This is a genomic window from Azospirillaceae bacterium (assembly GCA_028283825.1).
Taxonomy (GTDB): Bacteria; Pseudomonadota; Alphaproteobacteria; order Azospirillales; family Azospirillaceae; genus Nitrospirillum.
Map to the genome: position 1 here is coordinate 2,066,517 of JAPWJW010000003.1, position 20,755 is coordinate 2,087,271.

Consider the following 20,755-nt stretch of genomic DNA (forward strand, 5'->3'; position numbering starts at 1 on the left):
TGGCCTGCGGGGGTGTTCGCCGTGAGTAGCCTACCGTCGTCTATGGCCTTCTGGCGGGGTTTTAGCAGCAGGCAATGGGCGGGATGTGTGGCGGGTTGAGGGTGCTGGTGTGGGTGACCGTAGGCTGTGATCGTTAGGGTACCGTGGGATTGGCCGTGGCGGATGGGGTGCGTTGGTCAATGGCGCAACGAAGTGGGGTGACCGTGGACACCAGTCTGCTCAAAAGTCCCTGCCGCAACTTACTAAATAGGAGGTAAGATCTAGCTATAGAGGTTCAGTATCATGTTGGATGAAGAAAAATTTCCGTATGCTTTGGATGTGAAAATTCCAAAGCGATCACCGAAGACCATTAGGACAATTGATGAAATCTTCGGATCGATGCGTCGTGCGACAAAGTTCTATTGCAAAGAAGGTGAATACGAATGGGTTACTGGCACCGGCAATCTAACCATTCGTGTTGCGGATCAATTTACGCTGACGCGACTGGCAATCGTCAATGACGCGGCGTTGCAGGGCGAGCACTTCTACAAGCGGCGCCCGGCGCCGGTGGTGCAGTGATGAGGTGGGCTGAAATTATCCAAGGCGATGACCTGACGGAAGCCAAGCCTGTCGGCAGCAGCGGGAGCATTCCCCCGCTTACACCCGCCCGGGCCAGACAAAAGGCCAAGAAGGATGTGAAAATCCAAAACCAGAAATCGGCTGAGCAGCACCGGCACGCTGATAGGATGAAAGAATTGACCACGCGAGAAAGTCAGCCATGACTACCCGCGTTGAAATGCAACTTTTGCGGACGATTTCCGACGAGACGGTGAAAGGCCTTCTTCTGATTGGCGAAAACTACGTTGCTGGTCGGTTAGCGCGTTGTTCAAGTGCCCGGGCTAGCCGTACATCAGACTATCGCCATTGGTCGTGTCGGAACTCAGCTTGCCCATGGTGCGGGAGAGCAAAATTGGCACGCTGGTATACGGGACTGGCATCGTGGGTCAGGCAGAATGGCGACCCTGTGTCGGTGTTCATCGTTCCGCTGAAACCGTCCAGCGGCGGGGTTCAGGCAACCACGCGCATATTCCGACGACGATTGAGGGATCTTCGGGATCGAGCCGGGCGACGACGCCGGGTCTGGCGGGCGGTCATGGCAACCGGCATGCTGGTGCCGGCTTCGGAGGGTTGGTTCGTCCTGTTGCACGTGCAGCATCGGAACATCCTTCGGGCTGAGGTCATGGATTCCCTGAAGAAAATTTGGCCCGAAACATGGGATTGCCCCGATCCCAGCTTGGAATTGATCCGGCAACCATGGGCAATCTCCACCCGCGTTCAGTTGGCGGTACTGTCGCGTGGAACTGAACCGCTGAGGATTGTTCTGCCACCACAAAATAAAATGATCGGATCGTGCACGTAGATTTTGCAATCGGCTATCGATTTCTGATATAAAGTGCTTGACGTCCGATTTCGGACGCAATCAACGGATATGGCTTCTAAAATCTCTTAGTGTTCAGCCAATCTATATCTGTTGTCCGCTCGTTTTATAGGTAATATTATTTTATCAGGGCAATTATTTTATGTCAGATAGGTTGTATGCACTCAGGGCCTCCCTCTTGGAACGTATTTGGAGGGAAACATCGTCAAATACGAAGGAGGGGATTAAAAAGATCGTTAGGTTCTCCCTTACAGATTTTGATTTATGCAATAAAATTGACAAATGCTCCAAACAGAAACCATGTACATTGTCTTGTTGTCCTTATTGTTCAGAGCGAAGAGGAAAGCGGTACTTTCGAGACACGCTCAAAAAGCAAGGGGTTCATCTACTTCCTATTGATTCTTTGCGTTGGGTGACCATCAACGTTTGCGAGACTGAATCGTTAGAAGATGGTGCCCGGCAACTGGCAGAAAAAGAGCACCAAGCTCTAAGACATATTGTCGGAAAGATCAGAAAATCATGCTTTATTTATGATGAAGATGGAAATCCACTGGATAGCCAAATTAGGATTTGGGGCGCTCGCGAAGTTCAGCCGGTTTACGATAAAGAATTTAATAAGATATCTTGGAAATTTCATTGGCATATGATCGTTTATCTTGATGGATATCCAGATAATTTACTGAAAACTGAATTGTCCAAGAGATGGACCGACAAACGGGCTATCAATATTGCTTGTGTTAGGGCAAAGAGCGAAGCCGGACTACGCCGATCACTCCGAAGGTTGGCCACATACCCCGCGAAAGCTTGCTTCACGCAACACCATAGCTCGGAAAACGGTACACGCGAGTGGCTGCCCCCTCCTGTTGTCGATGAACTGGCCCAGTGGATGGTGTCCCGCGATTCTCAGTGGCAAAGGTTCTCGCTCGGCAATCGCCGAAAGTGACAGCCCATCCCCTCGTTAAGGCATGATGCTGGGAACTGGCCGGCGAGCCACGGCGCCGCCGGCCACGTCTCCAATAGATGGTCCCGGTCGGCGGCGCAGCCTGATCCGACCTAATGGACACAAGAGCATGCCGGGCTATAAAGCGGCGATGCTGCACGGGATACAGGGGCAGGATGCGTTCAAGGTATTCCCGTCATGGCCTTTCCACGACGTCTTATGCAGCGTTTTCATCCCGCTGACGAACCCGCGAGATTGTCGCGCGACTGCATCCCGTCGCGGCCTGAATCTTGGACCACGAAATTCCAGCTTTCAGCATCTCCGCGATTCCATCGTTGCGAGCCGTGTCTTCCGGTCGGCCCTGATATTTCCCGTGGGCTTTCGCCTTGGCGATACCCTGAGCTTGACGCCGCCGGCGGTCCTCATAATCTTTACGGGCGACGGCAGCCAGCACGTCCAGCATCATCGAATTCATGGCGGCGAACATCCGCGCTGTGAATTCATCGGCCGGGGCTGCCAACATCCACGACGTGGGCAGATCCAGCGCCACTACCCGCACCTGTCGCACATCTAGTTCCGTCCGCAGGCGCCGCCAGTCGCCGTCGTTCAGGCGGGAAAGCCTATCGGCAGCCTCTATCAGAATCAGGTCGCCGGGTAGGCTGTCAGTTAACAAACGGAATAATTCCGGCCGGTCCAGTTTGGCGCCGCTTTCATTTTCGATGTAACGGGCGGCGATGGTCAAGCCGCGCTCAATGCAAAATGCTTCAAGCTGGGGCTGTGCGCGGGTCGCATCTTGATCGTTCGTGGAAGCGCGAAGGTAAAGTCGGACCAGCATCAAAAGCCACCAGCAGTTCGTTTTGGTAGTTTCATAATGATTGGTTCGTTTTAAATGGTCAATATGGATTTATGAAACCAGTTGGGGCGTAGTTTCGCTGAGGTATACCTAAATGGGCGCGATTTATTTGCTAATTTCCGCATGAGCATACCGGCACCATCTTCCGGATGGCCATCTCACCGGCTTCGCCCCGATACACCGGATATTTTCGCGGTATACGCCATCCGGGTGGCGAAGCCGTCAATTGGTTGTGATCAAGCCCCATTTGGTATAATGGGTATAATGGGTATAAAAGGAGGCAATATGTATAAAATATTACGCAAGAGACGAACTTCACCTCGTCATGCACAAATGTCATGCGCCGGCAATATCGCTTGAGGTTATATTATGAAGAAATCGACAGATTAGAATAAATGTAACGTCCAGAAATTTGCGTGTGAGGCACTAAAGTGCAAAATAAACCTGATACGAAATGGTATTATTGCATCGGTCAAGAACGATTTGGCCCCTTCTCCGAAGCAGATTTTGTTCGTGAGATTCTTGACGATAAAATACAAGATGAGACTCTCATCTGGTACCATGGCGCTGCGGGATGGATCAAGCTTTCCGATTCGCCAATTGCTGCTATGATTACCACCATTCGGAGTAGAGTTTCTCCACCTCCTATTTCGTCCAGCAAGGAAGATCGGGAAAATATTAAAGCGTCTGATGAAATTAATGAGCCGATCATAAGCAATTATTGGAAAAAGAAATTTGATTCAGTTGAAAAGATGCCAAGGGATGGTGCTGGGAAACCAACCATTAACAGAGAAGGAAAGTGGAATAGCAATATAAAAAATTTTAGCGTTGCGTCTTTTTGGGGATTTATGTTCGGTCCTCTTTATTACATTAAACTAAAGATGTATCACAAAGCGGCATTTATTATTTCTATATGGATTATAATTCAAAGTATCCAACAATTTATTGAGTCTATATCTGGAGTTCCCTTAACTGGTAAGTTTGAATACTTTTTATTAATCGTTATACCCATGTACTGTTGCTTTTATGTTAATATAGATTACTATAGATTCATAAAATATAAAGAAAATCTCTGGGATTGGTTCCCTAAAATTTTAACACCAACACAATCTGTTGCTTCCGTTTTTCTAGTTTCTATAATATTGGCTATTGCAGTATTCCAAAATTTTGATTCGGCAGATGATATTCTGAACGATGTGAGTGGTGTCTGGAGAGGAGACGACGGAACTATTGCATCAATTGATCTCATATCAAAGAAAACTATAAGTATAGGGAATTCGACAGTATATTGTTCTCTAAAAAACTCTGACACAGTCAGTGGTGTTGCCGTCTTAGTGTGCAATCACGGCAAAAACTCCGAAAACATACTCGTCACAATAAGCAAGCGTCAGGTAAAATCGGGATTTACGATTGCCATATCTATTAATGATAGCGGAGAAGTACAATATTCATATGTTAGGCCATTATAGACAATCGGAATAACATTAATTAAGGATTTACATATTCTGTCGGCAGAAAAATTGCGGTTGGAAAATTCTGAGGGATAAATGGTGTCAACTACGGGATTCCCCACTTGGTATTATGCGGATGGTTCAGAGAGAGTTGGACCGTTCTCCGAGTCAAATTTCCTGAAAGAAATCGCCGCTGGCAAAGTGAAGCCCACTACATTCGTATTTTACGATGCCACTGTTGGATGGGTGAAGCTGTCAGAATCACCCATTACGAGGCTGTTGGTACCACCACCTCCCCCTCCTCCTCCCCTGCCGCCACCGGCTGCACCTACGATGGCTTTGCGAAGCAGTGCGGCAATCGCGACTGAGAAGAATGGTGCCGTTGAAGGTGATAGGTATTTCATCGACGTAACGGAATGGTTTACGTTTCATGGCCGAATTTCACGCAAAGAATATTGGGTGAAGTATGGACTGTGCGTGCCTTTGTTTAGTTTATTTTTTGCAGGACTGGATTTTATCGCCTATAATCAAATAGGAATTTTCTCAGTTTTCTGGGCCATTATTATTCAATTGGCCTTAACTACAGCCTCAGTAAAGCGCCTACATGATCGTGGACGCTCCGGTTGGTGGCTGCTATGGGGTATAGTGCCTATAATTGGTCCAATATATCTAGCAGTTGAGCTTGGATTCCTTCCCGGTGTCGCCGGCGACAATAAATATGGACCCAATCCAGTCAAAAATCCGCATGCTACGATGGGGTATAATAATGAAACTTTCTTAAATTTCTTCAATGAGAGAAGGCATATCGTTGCAATTACTCTGTTATCATTTTCGATATTGATTCGCGCAGCGACGATATATCTTGCCAATCATCCAGATTTTGAGTTTCCCAACAAAATTAGCCAACCGTCTGTGAACAGATCTACCAAAGCACTCCCCGACAATAGTGAATTAGGCGCAAGTAGTCAAAACCAACCGCCAAGATCGCTCGAAAAAAAGATCGGCAAACAATACACTGCGATATTGAGATGTAGGTTGGGCAGTATAGAATATAATGTTAGAACATGTTTTATTGCGGGAAATAACGATATCAGCGGCAGGTTGAAAATTACAAAATCTGGCGGGTCGAAAGTATACTCTACGTATGAAATAGCGAATTGGTTCGATGAGGCGGCAAAAATACCGCTGGGTGGGCGCTTTACTGTGGAGGCCATGGCAGCCAGCACTGATGGCATAGTACTGTCTATCGATATTGTCGATGAGTTCGGTAATAAAATTTACCACGATGAAGGTGCCGAACTTTCTCCAATCATCATAGATTCAAATGAACTGGAAAATTGATGCACTTTCTTCGTACACAGTGCGATCCTTTAGGATCGGGTACTTTCTCTCCGAGGTTGAAGCCGTCATCCGGCAAGAAGTAAGTTACGCCAACAATCTGGGGGGAGTGGTGGGCGCAAATCAAAAGCATCCCCAGCCCACCCACTTCGTTGCGCCATTGACCAACGCACCCCATCCGCCACGGCCAATCCCACGGTACCCTAACGATCACAGCCTACGGTCACCCACACCAGCACCCTCAACCCGCCACACATCCCGCCCATTGCCTGCTGCTAAAACCCCGCCAGAAGGCCATAGACGACGGTAGGCTACTCACGGCGAACACCCCCGCAGGCCAAGGCCTACAGGCCATCCACAGCCCCCCAGAACCGATGCCAGACGGGTTCCATCACGGTCAGCCTGCATCTCCCCCATCAATACCCTCAGGAATGCGGTGGGACAGGTCTGCCATCATGAGGAAGATGGAACCGGACGATCACCTGTCACGGACCAGTTCACCCATGTAGGGCCACCCCATGACACATCGCGCGCCTACACGGTTGCCCACAATCTCTCTTGGATGATGGTCGGCTCAACGTCGTTCCAATGGTCAGATTGAGCGTAGTGTCGATGGTTGGGTGATCGTGATCCCAATCGTCGTCTGTGACCGTCCTGTACCGTCCCCGTCCCCTTGTTGGTACACATATTAGGAACTCGTCCGGACAACCGTCGGTCGTGACCGTCCCTCTGCCGGCAGGCACAAACCATCCTTCGACCGGACGGCAGCACAGCGCCATGGGACTGACCAACACGGGCAGAATGATGCTTTGGAAGGCGCCGAAGCTGAGCAGCGTGGCCGGTCGAAGACCAGCCCCGGTCCTCAGAGACGCCAGCCAACCCAATCGTTGGCTACAGGTCAGTCAGACGGTCGGTTGACGGTTGGTGGTGGCGCTGTTTACCCGATCAGCAGCCCACCCGAGTCGTGGCCACAATGCTGGATTTGCAGTGCGTGGGGACGTTCTCCGTTCCAAGATCGCGTCCGGTCGGCACTACACAAACACGCAGCACATACCCCACAGAAACCGAGGAAACCTGCGGGTTTCTTCCGGTCTGGTCACATCCCGCCGGGGACACCATTCCTCGCCGAACGCTCTCCCAAATGCTTGAAAACACTGTGTTCTGAAGCCCCCCGTGTATGCTGCTCCGGCGGACACTACACAGGGAATTGGTCGCGTGGCAACGCGACCACGCCGTATGAGGTCGGCTTCGGGATGTGTGGTAGGCCGGGTATTACGGTCGAACGAATGACTTCCGCTCTCACTGAAAGGGAAGTCCTTTCCTCCCTAGCGTAGGCTGCTGCTGCTCCGCCTTCAGTGGCATGTCCGAGCAACTCGTGTTGGATAACCAAAGGCACTCCCGCGCGTTTCCATGCCGCTTTGATTGTGTGTCGAAACGCGTGGAACGGCTTGCGAGGGTCAGTTAATTCAAGGCGCTGACGCAGGTTCGGAAAGTGCCGACCGCTATAGTATTTGGTGAATTTGATTGACCCATTCTTCGCTGTGAAGGGCTTTAGATCAGGAAAAAGCCGGCAATGGCCAGCCGCGTTAATGGCATCGACATATGACAGCAACCCTATTTCAATAAGAATTGGATGTATTGGGACGATCCTGCGGGAATTTCTCGTTTTAATTCTCTTGATGGTGCGTCCTGCGTTATCGATTTCTGAAACATTGAAGACAGATATGTCGTCAATTCTCTGTATGTCGTCCGGTATCATTTGCCCAATTTCTTCGCACCGCATTCCCGAGAGGATTGCGATGATCGGCATCCAAAAATCGGAATTCGCAGTCAAATGGAAAGTACCTTTGGGCGATAGCGCGCCTTGAAATATGTCACAGCTAAACAGTTTGGCAATATCTGCCTGATCCCAAGGAATACGCTCAATTCCTATATTGCGCTTCGTCACCGTAACTCTTTGTGCTGGGTTGGTCTGTATCGCATCTTCGTTAAATGCGAGCGAGAAGATGGCTTTCACGATATTCAGATGTTTTTCTATAGAGGCGTCGGCCTGAAGTTTTGGGCATTTATCACCGAAATTATCTTCAATTCCGGCGAGAATAGAAGATTTATGAGTATTGTTAGGTGAGTTTATCATATTTCTTTGCTAATTCCGGCAAGGAGAGATGGCGGTCATTTCCAGTAACGCGTGCAGGAATTTTCTCAAGAAGATTTCTAAAACGAACGACATCTTTCTTGGTGATTGTCCCTATGGGCATATCTTCTCCGAGACTTTCTAGGAAGCGTCGTTTAACGGTTTCTACATCTTCAGACTTCGTTTTCCTCTTGGTCAAATAGTACGTAGTAAGACCTGAAAATGGCGTCAACTCGCTTACGCCATCGTGGTCAGTCTGGTTGATTGTGTGAGCACACCGTGACTGTGCTTTGCTGCTTGGGCGTGGTTTTGAGGATCGTAATGGTTGGGGCGTGTTTTTCTCAGCGGCAGGTTCCGGCAACGCAGCCAAGACACTCTGGGTGTGCCACTTTTCGAGAGCTAGGAATCCCGAAGCGAGATTGGGGGGCAGCCATTGGGGAATTACTGTCTCGGCTTCAAGGGGGGACGACGCATTGGACTGACGCTCATGTTCGATTTGCACCCGCTGAAGTTTGGCGAGGACCGTGAACATAACCACCGGGTAGGCCAACTGCGCCTGTTTGGGGTTCGATCCGAGACTGACTGTAAATTCCCTGCACACCCCGAACATCTCGGCGGTTAGCGGACGCAGATAGTCCGGGATTCGTTTCCGGAAGATGAAGCGACCGTTGACCACGCTGATATGGGAAAGCTTTGTTATCCGCGACAACTGTGTAGCGTCCCTGTGTAGTGTCCGCCGGAGCAGCATACACGGGGGGCTTCAGAACACAGTGTTTTCAAGCATTTGGGAGAGCGTTCGGCGAGGAATGGTGTCCCCGGCGGGATTCGAACCCACGGCCCCAGGATTAGGAATCCTGTGCTCTATCCTGCTGAGCTACGGAGACGCCGGGCGGGTTTATAGCAGGTTTGGCGGGGTTGCACAGCCCTGGGGAAATGATGGGCGGGCGGGTCAGCCGACCAGCAGGCTCATGATCAGGACTTCGTCGACATAGGGGCCGCCGCAGGCCTCGTTGGCCACGTCCATGATGCGGCCCTTCAGGGCCTTGATGTCGTCGATGCCCAGGTTGGTGTTGGTCAGGCGGTCGACGCTGAAGGATTCGGTCAGTTCGCCGTTGATGCGCGGCTTCAGGTTGGTGACCGTGTCCACTTCCTCATTCAGCTTCTTGCTCATGCGCACCACCAGCATCACCTGCAGGCGCACATAGGAATAACGGTCCCGCCCCGGTAGCAGCATGGGGCTCATCTTGATCTTGCGCAGGACCTCGGGGTCTTCCGACTTCTGCCCGCCGCCGCCTTCACCGGCCAGGGCGGCGTGCGGCAGAGAGGTCGCCGCCAGGGCCACCACGGCACCGCCCAGCAGGCCGCGCAACAGGGCGCGGCGGCTGGTTGGGGTCATGGGGGCGGCGTTGCGGGACATGATCCGGGCGGGGTCCTGGATGGGGCGTTAAGGGAACGTGACGGTGGTACTGAAAACTGACGGGGAAATTCGGCCTAGCACCTTGGTTTTTTCTGGCGGTGCCGGGGCCTGGCATATCGGTTCTTGCGCCTGATCCTAGGCGGCTTTTCTTAAATCTTCCTTAGCGCGCTTTGGCACGGCTGGGCAATAGGCCACCCCCCTCCTTCGGGGTAGGGACAGCATTGTTTGCTCAGATGTGCCGCCAAGTGAGCGCAAATGCGTCCGGCTGTCCGCATGGCTTCCGGCCGCCGGCGGCGGGAGGGCACGCCTATCCCATGCCGACTCGTGTTCTGGAGCCGGAGGCCTTGTCGAATCAAGAGCTTGGCGTCAGAGCGTGCCGTCGAACAGGCCGGCCTGGTAATCGCGGATGGCGTCCATGATCTCCTGCTTCGTGTTCATGACGAAGGGGCCGTGGGCCACCACCGGTTCGGCGATGGGATCGCCATGGCCGAACAGCAGCACGGCGTCGGTCTCGGCCGTGATCTCTACCGCGCCACCGGCCAGGTCCAGTTCCATCAGGTGATGGGCCGGTGCCTCGCCACCCCCCACCGCCACGGTGCCGCGCACCACATAGAGGAAGACGTTGCGGCCGGCGACGTCGTCAAAGCGCACCGTGCCGCCGGCCGCCAACGTGACCCAGGACATGAAGATGCCCGTCAGGGTGGGGACGGGGCCGTCGATGCCGCCCCAGGACCCGGCGATCAGATTGACCGTGCCCCGGCCGTCGGGCGTGGGCAGGGCCGGGATCTGGTCGCGCTGCAAACCGGTGTAGCGCGGCTCCGCGAACTTCAGGCGGGCGGGCAGGTTGACCCACAGCTGCAGGATCTCCAGCGGGCCGCCGCTGCGGCGGAAGGCGTCGGGCGACAGCTCGGAATGCACGACCCCCCGCCCCGCCGTCATCCACTGCACGCCGCCGGCCTTGATAACGCTTTCATGGCCGGCGCTGTCCTTGTGGGTCAACTCGCCTTCCAGGATGAAGGTCACCGTCTCGAACCCCCGGTGCGGGTGGGGGCCGAAGGGCAGGCCACGGTTGTGGGCCGGATAGACCTGCGGCCCGTGATGGTTCAGGAACAGGAAGGGGCTGATCTGCGGCACGGCCGGGCCGGGCAGCGGGCGGCGCGTCACCAGGTCGGCGATGTCGTCGCGATATGCTGGGTGCAGGCGCTTCAGGGTCTTCAAGGCGGTCATGGGTACGTTATCCTTCCGTCCTGCCCTTACAGGTAAGGGAAGACGGGCGCCGGCGATAGGGGCCGGGCCGGGACGGATCGTCCCATGGGCAGGACATTCCGGTTGACCACGTCCGGCGCATGCCGGATGGTACCGCTATCATTTGCCTAAATAAGAACTTCCAGGGGGATCACCATGAAGACGCGCGCCATGCGCCCGACCGGGCCGCGCATGAGGGGGCTACGCGCCGCCTTGCTTTCCACCACCTTGGCCGTCGCCGCCACCTTTGCCGTCACCGGTGCCGCCCGCGCCGACACGCTCACCACCCCACTGGTGGTCGACCAGTCCAACAAGACCCAGGAACAGACCCTGGTGGTGGAGCCCTACGGTCCCAACATCATCCGCGTCACCCTCAGCCTGAAGAAGGACGCGGCGCTGGCCGCCCCCGGCCCCGGCATCATCCCCGGCGCCAACGCCACCGGCTGGACCCGGACAACGGACGACCGCGGCGACACCGTGCTGTCCTCCGGCCAGATGTCGGCCACCATCGTCGGCTGGCACCCGCCGCCGCACGCCGTGGCGCCGCAGCAGACGGCCGTGGATATCAGTCGCTATTTCGGCGGCACCACCAACGGCGCCCGCGTGGTCTTCAAGGACGCCGCGGGCAAGACCATCCTGGACTTCACCGGCTGGTCCATGGGCATGCCCAACTTCAAGGACGGCAACAGCCAGCTGCTGCACGACCGCCGGCCGACGGATGAGCAGTTCTATACCGTGAACGGCGTCTTCGCCTCGCCGGCGGATGAGCATTATTACGGCCTGGGCCAGAACCAGGAAGGTTTCCTGGACCATCGCGGCCACGTCGTGCGCTGCTGGAACGACTACAACGCGCCGGGCGGGCAGAGCACCTGCGTGCCTTTCATGGTCACCAACTACGGCTACGGCCTGCTGTGGGACAACCCGTCCAAGACGACGATCGAGCCCGGCTTCAACGAGGTTACCCGCTGGACGTCCGAGGTGGGCGACCGCGTCTCCTTCTTCGTCATCGCCGGCAAGAATGCCGATGAGATCTACGCGGGCTATCGCCAGCTGACCGGCCCCACGCCGCTGCTTCCTAAGTCGGCCTACGGCTACATCCAGTCCAAGCAGCGCTACCGCTCACAGCAGGAGGTGCTGGACGTGGCCAAGGGCTACCGCGACCGCCACATCCCGGCCGACGTGCTGGTGGTGGACTGGTTCTACTACACCATCATGGGCCAGTTCGATTTCGTGCCCTCGCTGTGGCCCGATCCCAAGGCCATGAACAAGCAGCTGCACGACATGGGCTTTGAGACCATGATCAGCGTGTGGCCGCGCTTCACGCCCGACGGCCGTTATTACGACCTGCTGAAGAAGAACAACTGGTTCATCCACCAGGCCGATGGCACGCCCACCGACGGGCTGCCCTACGATAAGGCGGGGTCGGACATCGACACCACCAACCCCGACGCCGCCAAGTGGTACTGGAACACCATCCGCGACAACATCCTGTCCCAGGGCTTCGACAGCCTGTGGGCGGATGAGACGGAGCCGGATTTGCCGCCCAACGGCAGCTACCTGCACATCGGCCCGGGCACGAAGTTCTACAACGTCTATCCGCTGTACCACACCGGCGCCCTGTACGACGGCTTCCGCCGCGACGTGAAGGGCAAGCGCGCCGTCATCCTGTCGCGCGACGCCTATCTGGGCGTGCAGCGCAACGGCGCCATCGTCTGGTCGTCCGACATCACCCCCACCTGGGACGCGCTGAAACGCCAGGTGCCCACCGGGCTGGACTTCGCGGCCAGCGGCATCACCTACTGGAGCAACGACACCGGCGGCTGGCAGTACCTGCCGGAGGAGCACGTGCCGGCCAAGGCGCCGCTGATCGATCCCACCGCGGCCCGCCCGGTGGTGGGCGGCTATGATGATTACCCGGAGCTGTATACCCGCTGGTTCGAGTACGCGACCTTCCTGCCCATCCTGCGCACCCACGGCAGCCGCCCGGCCAACGAAATCTGGTCCTATGGTCCGGATGCCCAGGCCATCCTGGAGAAGTTCGTCAAGCTGCGTTACCAGCTGATCCCCTATATCTACTCCCTGGGTTACAAGACCTACCGGACGGGCGCGCCCTTCCTGCGGGCCCTGCCGCTGGACTTCCCCAATGATCCGGCCGTGACCGATATGCGGGACGAATACATGTTCGGTCCCGCCCTGCTGGTGGCCCCGGTGACGGAGCAGGGGGCGACCAGCCGTCAAGTCTACCTGCCGGCCGGCAGCGACTGGTACGACTACTGGACGGACAAGCGCTATACCGGCGGCCAGACCGTGACGGTGGCGGCACCCATCGACCAGATCCCGGTGTTCGTGAAGGCCGGTTCCATCCTGCCGCTGGGCTCGCCCATCGAGAACACCCACCAGAAGCAGACCATTGCTAAGGTGAAGGTCTATCCGGGGGCGGACGCCCGCTTCACCCTGTTCCAGGATGACGGCACCACCTACGCCTATGAGCAGGGCGGCGGCCAGGTCACCGACCTGGTGTGGAGCGATACCGGCCACAGCCTCAGCCACACGGGCGCCAAGGGCTGGACCGAGGCCGATGCCAAGGTGGTGGAGATCGTGGGGGCCAAGTAAGCATCCACTCGACGGTGTGACTGACGGGAAGGGCGGGCCGGCGACGGTCCGCCCTTTTCTTTCGCTTTTCTCAACGGTCGCGCGGTTGAAGTGCCGGCCGAATGCGCGTTGAATCCCGGCCCCGACTTATCGAGAGGGCCTGCCCCGATGACCGACCTGTCCGCCTTCCCCATCACCGCCCGCTGGCCGGCCCAGCATCCGGACCGCATCCAGCTGTATTCCGCGCCCACGCCCAACGGCGTGAAGGCCTCCATCATGCTGGAGGAGACCGGCCTGGCCTATGAGCCGCACGCCATCGCCATCGGCCAGAACGAGACCTGGACGCCGGACTTCCTGTCGCTGAACCCCAACGGCAAGATCCCGGCCATCATCGACCCCAACGGGCCGGAGGGCGCCCCCATCGCCCTGTTCGAATCGGGCGCCATCCTGGTCTATCTGGCGGAAAAGACGGGCAAGTTCATCCCGGCCGGCGCCACCGCGCGCTATGAGACGCTGCAGTGGGTGTTCTTCCAGATGGCGGCCGTCGGCCCCATGTTCGGCCAGGTGGGCTTCTTCCACAAATTCGCCGGCAAGGATTACGAGGACAAGCGGCCCCTGAAGCGCTATGCGGACGAATCAAAGCGCCTGCTGGGCGTGCTGGAGGGGCGCCTGGCCGACCGGCCATGGATCATGGGCGAGGATTACACCATCGCCGACATTTCCCTGCTGGGCTGGGTGCGCAACTTCGTCGGTTTCTACGGCGCCGGTGAGCTGGTGGACTACGCCAGCCTGACGCACGTGCCCGCCTGGCTGGAACGCGGCCTGGCGCGGCCGGCGGTGCAGCGCGGTCTCGACATTCCAAAACGGGCTGTTTAGTCGTTCCCTCAAGCGCCGGGCGCCGGCATCCGCCGGCTTGGGCTTATCCTCGTGTTTCAGTCCGCTGACGCTTCCCAAAACGCTCCGGCGGCCGCGGTCGCGGCTTAGCGGCATGAGAGAGGCTCATGCCGCCTAACAGGGTGCGGAAAAATCATTGTGCTGCTGCGCTCGGGAAACTTTCGGTCATCTCGCGTCAAACCCTCGTTAGATAGCGCGGCTATCTCGCCTCGGCTTTTCCTAATCTGACCGAATTTTCCCGTCGCTCGCCACGCACAAGCCTTTTTCCGCACCCTGCTAAAGAGCTTCCGCCTTCAGCGCCGCCCGCCAGTGCGCAGCGCGTTCCTTCAACTGGGCGCGGGCCAGGTAGGCGCTTTCCTCCGGTTCCAGCCGTTCCAGCACCTCGAAGGTGAAGGCCTCGGCCCCGTGGGCGTTCCAGGCGGCTTGCAGGTCCCGGTGGGTGTGGCCGCCGTGGCGCAGGCTGAACCACACCCGGTTCCGGATGGTGTCCAGCGTCGGCGTCGGCCCCACCCAGACGGTGCCGGGCAAGGCCGAACAGCGCAGGGCGTAGATGCCGGGCTGGCCGTCGCGTTCCTTATAGGCGGCGACGGCCGCCTTCCTGTCCTGGCCCTGCATGGCATGTCCTTTTCATCCGGGTGATATTGTGCGGATATAATACCCGGGTAAAAATACGTCAAGTACGCCGATGGTGCCTCGGCCTCACATAAGCCGTGACATCGGGGCAGTGGACCCGGCGGCGGCATGGGGGCATCGTTAACCATCCTTGATGGTTCCACCGCCGGAGGCCCCCATGTCGCAAACCACCCCCACCGCCCTTATCATCGGCGCCTCGCGCGGATTGGGCCTGGCCTTGGCCGAGGAGTACCTGGCGCGCGGCTGGCAGGTGGTCGCCACCGTTCGCCCGGATTCGAAGCCCGGCGCCCTGCACCAGGCGGCGGCACGCTCCGACGGCCGCCTGACGGTTGAGACGGTGGACATCGTCCATGACGACCAGATCGCGGCATTGCGCCAGCGTCTGGCCGGCCGCACCTTCCATCTGCTGTTCGTCAACGCCGGGGTCACCAACAACCCGGAGGAGACCATCGGCCAGGTGACGGTGGAGGAGTTCACCCGCGTCATGCTGACCAACGCGCTGGCGCCCATGCGCTGTGTCGAGGCGCTGGGCCCCCTGGTGGCGCCGCGCGGCACCATCGGCATCATGTCGTCCGGCCTGGGTAGCGTGGCCGACAATGAATACGGCGGGTGGGAGGTCTATCGCGCCAGCAAGGCGGCGGTGAACACCCTGATGCGGTCCTACGCGGCGCGCACCGCCGGCAGCGGCCACGCCCTGGTGCTGATCGCGCCCGGCTGGGTGCGCACCGACATGGGCGGGCCCGAGGCGTCGCTGGGTGTTTCCGACAGCATTCCCCGCGTGGTCGACGTCATCACCGCGCAGTCGGGCAAGCCCGGCCTGCGCTACCTGGATTACCAGGGCAACACCGTTCGCTGGTGATGCCAGCGGCATGAGTGGACTCATGCCGCTGTAGGTCCCGACTGGGGCCGCCGGAGATTTCTGGGGAGCCGCAGGCGGACTGGAAATTGAGGACAAGCCAAGCTAGCGGACGCTGGTGCCCGGCGTTTGAGGGGGCCTTAAAGACCGTGCTTATGGAGCTGAAGAGATGAGCAAGATCGCTTTCCTGGGCCTGGGCGCCATGGGGTCGCGCATGGCCGCCAACCTGGTGAAGGCCGGGCACGCCGTCACGGTGTGGAACCGGTCGCCCGGCCCCGTGGCGGGCCTGGTGGACCAAGGTGCGGCCTCGGCCCCCACGCCGCGCGCGGCGGCTGACGGGGCCGAATTCGTCATCGCCATGGTGGCGGACGACCGGGCATCCGACGCCGTGTGGCTGAATGCCGAAACCGGTGCCCTGGCCGGGTTGAAGGCGGGCGCCCTGGCGGTGGAGTGCAGCACCGTGTCGCCCGACTGGGCGGTCCGGCTGGCCGCCGCCGTGACCGCCAAGGGCGGGGCCTTCGTGGAGGCGCCGGTGGTGGGCTCCCTGCCGCAGGCGCAAAGCGGCCAGTTGATCATCCTGGCGGGGGGCGAGGATGCGGCCTTCGCGTCGGCGCGGCCGGTGCTGGCGCCCCTGGCGTCCGCCGTCCACCATCTGGGCCCGGTGGGACGGGGGGCGGTGCTGAAGCTGGCGGTCAACACCCTGCTGGCCAGCCAGTTGGCGGTATGGGCGGAGATGCTGGGCTTCCTGGGCAAGACCGGGCTGGAACCGGGCCAGGCGCTGGACATCATGGCCACCCTGCCGGTGGCCAGTCCCGCCGCGGCCAACTACGCCCGCCAGATGCTGGCCGGCGATTTCGAGGTGCGCTTCCCCATCGACCTGATGGCCAAGGATTTGCGCTATGCCACCGCCAAGGCGGACGCGGCCCACGCCGACACGCCCCTGGCGGACGCCACCCTGGCCACCCTGAACCGCGCCCGCGAGGACGGCTTCGGCGCGCAGAACGTTTCCGCCCTCATCAAGCTTTATACCGGGCGGTAAAAGGACTGTTGGGACCAGTGGCGTGAGACTTGGCTCATGCCACTGTAGGCCCCGACTGGGGCCGCCGGAGCATTCCGGGGAGCGTAGCGGACTGGAATGCGAGGATGAGCCAAGCGGCCGGATGGCCGCGCCCGGCGATTGAGGGAAAGCGTAAATACTAAGCCACGGCCGGCTTCGGTGCCGGCCGGCGCTGGGTCAGCACGATGCCCAGCACCGTCAGGCCGCCGCCCAGCAGGTGATAGGGGTGCATCACCTCGCCCAGCAGGATGGCGGCCAGCGCGGCCGTCATCACCGGCACCAGGTTCATGAAGATGGCGGTGCGGCCGGGGCCCAGGTGCTTCACCCCCTGCATCCAGAACACCGGCGCCAGGATGGAGGCCGGGATGCCCGCGTACAGGATCAGCATGGCGCCGGCCATGGTGGCCGGCGTGGGCGGCGCCAGCAGGTACCCCGGCAACAGGAAGACCAGCGCCGCCATCACCTGGGCATACAGCGAGGTCCACACCGGCAGGGGCAGGGGCCAGCGCCGCAGGCAGACGCCATAGGCGGCATAGGCGATGCAGGCGCCCAGCATCAGGGCGTCGCCCCGGCCCACGCCCTGGGACAGCAGCCGGGTGGCGTCCCCCTGGGCCAGCACGCACAGGATGCCGGCCAGCGAGATCAGGCCGCCGGCGATGGCCATCGGCCCCGGCGCCTCGCGCAGCCACAGGCTGCTGATCACCATGGTCACCAGCGGGACCAGGGCCACGAAGATGCCGATGTTGGTGGCGCTGGTGTAGGTCGCGGCGAAATAGGCCAGACCCTGGTACATGGCCATGCCCAGCAGGCCCAGCACGGCGATCTGTCCCACATGCTGGCGGATGACGGCGCGGCGCGCCCAGGCACCGCGCAGGCAGAACGGCGTCAGCAGCACGAAGGCCAGCAGCCAGCGGTCGAAGGCGATGACGCTGGGCGGCAGCGTCCCGGCCGACAGCTTGGTCACCAGGTTGTTGCCGGTCCAGATCAGCACGGCCAGGAAGGGGAACATCAGGTACAGGCGGGGCGACATTTGGCGGGTCCGGTTGGGAAGGCGCGGACCCTAACGCCCCGCGACGCCGGTCTGTAGAGCGACTTTCCGAGGGCTGATATCACATGCTTATCCCCTCAGGCGCCGGGCGCCGGCATCCGCCGGCTAGGCTTGTCCTCGATTTCCAGTCCGCGCCGCTCCCCGGAAACCTCCGGCGGCCGCAGTCGCGGCCGACAACGGCATGAATCGAAGTTTCATGCCGCTGGTTTCAATCCAGCATGCCCGGCCGGAACAGATGGCGCCGGCTGATGGTCTTGCCCGCCACCATGAACACGCCGTCGCCGGTGTAGTGCAGGGTTTCGGGATGTTCCGGGTGGGTGGCCACATGCGCCTTCACCACCTCGAATATGAAGAAGCCGTAGCGGTCGACCAGGCCATCGTCGGCCAGGCGGCATTCGAAGCTGGCGTGGCATTCGGCGATCAGGGGCGCGGCCACGTGGGACGCTTTCACCGGCGTCAGGCCGAAATGGTCGAACTTGTCGATCTCCGCCCCGCTGGTGTTGCCGATGCCGACCACGGTGTCGGTCAGGGCGGTGGTCGGCAGGTTGATGACGCATTCGCTGCTGTCACGTACCAGGGCGTGGCTGTGGTTGCCGGCGGCGATGACGCAGCCGACCAGGGACGGGCTGAACTCCATCACCGTGTGCCAGCCCATGGTCATGATGTTGGTCCGTCCCTTGTGGGCCGACGACACCAGCACGATGGGGCCGGGCTCCAGATAGCGCCGCACCTTGGCCACCGGGAAATCCACCTTCGGGATCATGGGATACCTCCGTTCCGTTGTCCTACCCCAAGATCGGAACGCGTGGGCACGCGTCAACCCTCACCACCAGTCATGCACGTCAAATATGGAACGATAGTTTTCAGTCATTGCTATTTTGGTGATCAACGTCCGGCGCTACCTTCTCTTCATCAGCCGCCCCACACCGGGGCATCACAAACAAGCGATTGATGGAGAAGAGAAAATGGCTCGCAAGTTGGAAGGCAAGGTCGCGGTCGTCACCGGTGGCACCAGCGGCATCGGTCTGGCCACCGCCAAACGTTTCGCCGCCGAGGGCGCCCGGGTGTTCGTCACCGGCCGCCGTCTGCCGGAGCTTGAGGCCGCCGTCGCCGCCATCGGCCCCAACGCCACCGGCGTCCAGGCCGACAGCGCCAAGGCCGCCGACCTGAACCGCCTCTACGAACGGGTGAAGGCCGAGGCCGGCCGCATCGACGTGCTGTTCGCCAATGCCGGCGGTGGCGACATGCTGCCGCTGGGCAGCATCACCGAGGAACAGTTCGACGACATCTTCGGCCGCAACGTGAAGGCGGTGGTGTTCACGGTGCAGAAGGCCCTGCCCCTGCTGGTGGACGGCGCCAGCGTCATCCTGACCGGGTCCACCACCGGCATCATGGGCACGGCGGCGTTCAGCATCTACAGCGCTTCCAAGGCGGCGGTGCGCAACCTGGCCCGCAGCTGGACCCTGGACCTGAAGGACCGCGGCATCCGCGTCAACGTCATCAGCCCCGGCCCGGTGAAGACCCCCGGCCTGGTGGAACTGGCCGGTCCCGACGCCGCCCAGCAGCAGGGCCTGGTGGACTACCTGGCCAGTCAGGTGCCGCTGGGCCGCGTCGCCGACCCGGATGAGATCGCCAAGGCCGTGCTGTTCCTGGCGTCGGACGACAGCAGCTTCGTGGCCGGTGCCGAGCTGTTCGCCGACGGCGGCATGGCCCAGGTCTAAGCGTAAACAAAACCGGTCGAAAGCGTGGGGTGGGCGGTTGCCCGCCCCCGTTTTCGTGTTCACGCCATGGTCAGGATGATCTTGCCGAAACCCAGGCCGCTTTCCATGCGGCGATGGGCGTCGGCGGCCCGGGCCAGCGGCCAGGTGCTGTCGATCACCGGGCGGAGGGTGCCGTCGCCGAAGGCCGGCAGCCAGCGCTCGGCGAAGCGCCGGGTCATGGCGTGCTTCACCGCCTGCGGGCGGGACTTCATCACCGTGCCGATGATGCGCAGATGGCGGTACAGCAAGGTCTCCAGCGGCAGGGTCGCCCCCTCCGCCCCGCCCATGATGCCGACCTGCACCAGCCGGCCGCCGTAATCCAGGGACCGGATGTTGCGCTCCAGATAGGGCGCGCCGATGAAATCGACGATGACATCCACGCCCCGCCCTTGCGTCGCCTCATCCACCGCCTCGGCGAAGTCGCGGGCCTTGTAGTCGATGGTGATGTCGGCGCCCAGGGCGCGCACGCCAGCCGCCTTGGCCGGGTCGGTGGTGGCGATAACGCGGGCGCCGGCGGCATGGGCCAGTTGCACCGCCGCCGATCCCACCCCGCCGGACGCGGCGTGGATCAGCGCCGTTTCCCCCGGCTGCAACTGCGCCAGGTGGACCAGGGCCTCATGCGCCGTCACGAACACCTCCGCGATGGCGGCGGCCTCGACATAGTCCAGGCCGGCCGGGATGGGCATGGCCATGCGGTGGTCGATGCGGGCCAGGGTGGCATAGGCGCCGCCGCCGACGATGCCCATCACCCGGTCACCCACGGCATAACCCTGGCTTTCCGCCCCGACGGCGATGACCTCGCCCGCGATCTCCAGCCCCATGACGGGACTGTCGCCGAAATCGGGCCGGCCGTAGCCGCCGCGGCGCTGGGTCAGGTCGGCCCGGTTCACGCCCGCCGCCTTCACCGCCACCAGCAGGTCGGTGGGGCGCAGGGCCGGTGCCGGCGCGTCGGCCAGGTACAGGACATCGGCATCGCCGAAATCATCGAAACCGGATGGCCTGCATCGGCCCTATCTTTGCGTCTTGTGCCACGATCTTCTCCACTTCTCATACCGGCCCTTGCGGCCGGTGGCTGTCGAAGGGAAGAATGACGGCAAGTTTGGTCGCCGATAAGGAAGCG

At 59.8% G+C, this 20,755-nt stretch carries 17 protein-coding genes, 1 tRNA gene and 1 pseudogene; 9 read left to right on the forward strand and 10 right to left on the reverse strand.

The window, feature by feature from the left end:
• Positions 1-282 precede the first annotated feature (282 nt).
• The gene (locus PW843_21400) at positions 283-558 is read left to right on the forward strand and encodes a hypothetical protein (protein ID MDE1149131.1); all 276 of its coding nucleotides are present in this window, start codon (positions 283-285) and stop codon (positions 556-558) included.
• A 1,271-nt stretch (positions 559-1,829) separates the two neighbouring features.
• Positions 1,830-2,360, forward strand: a complete 531-nt coding sequence (locus PW843_21405) for a hypothetical protein (protein MDE1149132.1) — start codon at positions 1,830-1,832, stop codon at positions 2,358-2,360.
• A 214-nt stretch (positions 2,361-2,574) separates the two neighbouring features.
• On the opposite strand, the gene PW843_21410 is transcribed toward PW843_21405, so the two are convergent.
• On the reverse strand, positions 2,575-3,192 hold the full coding sequence (locus PW843_21410; protein ID MDE1149133.1) for a recombinase family protein: 618 nt from the start codon (positions 3,190-3,192) through the stop codon (positions 2,575-2,577).
• Between the two features lie 449 nt (positions 3,193-3,641).
• On the opposite strand from PW843_21410, the gene PW843_21415 reads away from it, so the two are divergent.
• Together PW843_21415 and PW843_21420 are read left to right on the forward strand one after the other, a co-directional pair.
• Positions 3,642-4,679 carry a DUF4339 domain-containing protein gene (locus PW843_21415; GenBank protein MDE1149134.1) on the forward strand — a complete coding sequence of 346 codons (1,038 nt, stop codon included), beginning with the start codon at positions 3,642-3,644 and terminating at the stop codon, positions 4,677-4,679.
• A 78-nt stretch (positions 4,680-4,757) separates the two neighbouring features.
• A complete protein-coding gene (locus PW843_21420; protein MDE1149135.1) occupies positions 4,758-6,002 on the forward strand; it encodes a DUF805 domain-containing protein in 1,245 nt (414 codons plus the stop codon).
• A gap of 1,192 nt (positions 6,003-7,194) precedes the next feature.
• Here the strand turns inward: PW843_21420 and PW843_21425 are convergent.
• From PW843_21425 to PW843_21445, 5 genes are all read right to left on the reverse strand, one after another.
• A complete protein-coding gene (locus tag PW843_21425; protein MDE1149136.1) occupies positions 7,195-8,136 on the reverse strand; it encodes a site-specific integrase in 942 nt (313 codons plus the stop codon).
• The gene (locus PW843_21430) at positions 8,120-8,842 is read right to left on the reverse strand and encodes a hypothetical protein (GenBank protein MDE1149137.1); all 723 of its coding nucleotides are present in this window, start codon (positions 8,840-8,842) and stop codon (positions 8,120-8,122) included. Before PW843_21430 ends, PW843_21425 begins: the two co-directional genes overlap by 17 nt.
• A 98-nt stretch (positions 8,843-8,940) precedes the next feature.
• A tRNA-Arg gene (locus tag PW843_21435) sits at positions 8,941-9,017 on the reverse strand.
• 65 nt (positions 9,018-9,082) lie between these two features.
• Complete coding sequence (locus PW843_21440) at positions 9,083-9,550, reverse strand: hypothetical protein (protein ID MDE1149138.1); 468 nt, start codon at positions 9,548-9,550, stop codon at positions 9,083-9,085.
• Positions 9,551-9,916: 366 nt separating this feature from the next.
• A complete protein-coding gene (locus PW843_21445) occupies positions 9,917-10,777 on the reverse strand; it encodes a pirin family protein (protein ID MDE1149139.1) in 861 nt (286 codons plus the stop codon).
• 174 nt (positions 10,778-10,951) lie between these two features.
• Here PW843_21445 and PW843_21450 point away from each other — a divergent pair, with 174 nt between their 5' ends.
• Positions 10,952-13,408, forward strand: coding sequence for a glycoside hydrolase family 31 protein (locus PW843_21450; GenBank protein ID MDE1149140.1), 2,457 nt, complete (start codon positions 10,952-10,954; stop codon positions 13,406-13,408).
• 147 nt (positions 13,409-13,555) lie between these two features.
• On the forward strand, positions 13,556-14,263 hold the full coding sequence (locus PW843_21455) for a glutathione S-transferase N-terminal domain-containing protein (protein ID MDE1149141.1): 708 nt from the start codon (positions 13,556-13,558) through the stop codon (positions 14,261-14,263).
• 294 nt (positions 14,264-14,557) lie between these two features.
• On the opposite strand, the gene PW843_21460 is transcribed toward PW843_21455, so the two are convergent.
• A complete protein-coding gene (locus PW843_21460; protein ID MDE1149142.1) occupies positions 14,558-14,896 on the reverse strand; it encodes a GIY-YIG nuclease family protein in 339 nt (112 codons plus the stop codon).
• Between the two features lie 175 nt (positions 14,897-15,071).
• Here PW843_21460 and PW843_21465 point away from each other — a divergent pair, with 175 nt between their 5' ends.
• Positions 15,072-15,773, forward strand: coding sequence for an SDR family NAD(P)-dependent oxidoreductase (locus tag PW843_21465; GenBank protein MDE1149143.1), 702 nt, complete (start codon positions 15,072-15,074; stop codon positions 15,771-15,773).
• A gap of 166 nt (positions 15,774-15,939) precedes the next feature.
• Positions 15,940-16,809, forward strand: coding sequence for an NAD(P)-dependent oxidoreductase (locus PW843_21470; protein MDE1149144.1), 870 nt, complete (start codon positions 15,940-15,942; stop codon positions 16,807-16,809).
• A 157-nt stretch (positions 16,810-16,966) separates the two neighbouring features.
• On the opposite strand, the gene PW843_21475 is transcribed toward PW843_21470, so the two are convergent.
• A complete protein-coding gene (locus tag PW843_21475) occupies positions 16,967-17,857 on the reverse strand; it encodes a DMT family transporter (protein ID MDE1149145.1) in 891 nt (296 codons plus the stop codon).
• Between the two features lie 226 nt (positions 17,858-18,083).
• Positions 18,084-18,638, reverse strand: a complete 555-nt coding sequence (locus PW843_21480; protein ID MDE1149146.1) for a flavin reductase family protein — start codon at positions 18,636-18,638, stop codon at positions 18,084-18,086.
• A 202-nt stretch (positions 18,639-18,840) separates the two neighbouring features.
• Between PW843_21480 and PW843_21485 the strand changes: the two genes are divergently transcribed.
• A complete protein-coding gene (locus PW843_21485; protein ID MDE1149147.1) occupies positions 18,841-19,596 on the forward strand; it encodes an SDR family oxidoreductase in 756 nt (251 codons plus the stop codon).
• A gap of 59 nt (positions 19,597-19,655) precedes the next feature.
• Here PW843_21485 and PW843_21490 read toward each other — a convergent pair.
• Positions 19,656-20,606, reverse strand: a pseudogene (locus PW843_21490) (NAD(P)H-quinone oxidoreductase).
• Positions 20,607-20,755: the final 149 nt, after the last annotated feature.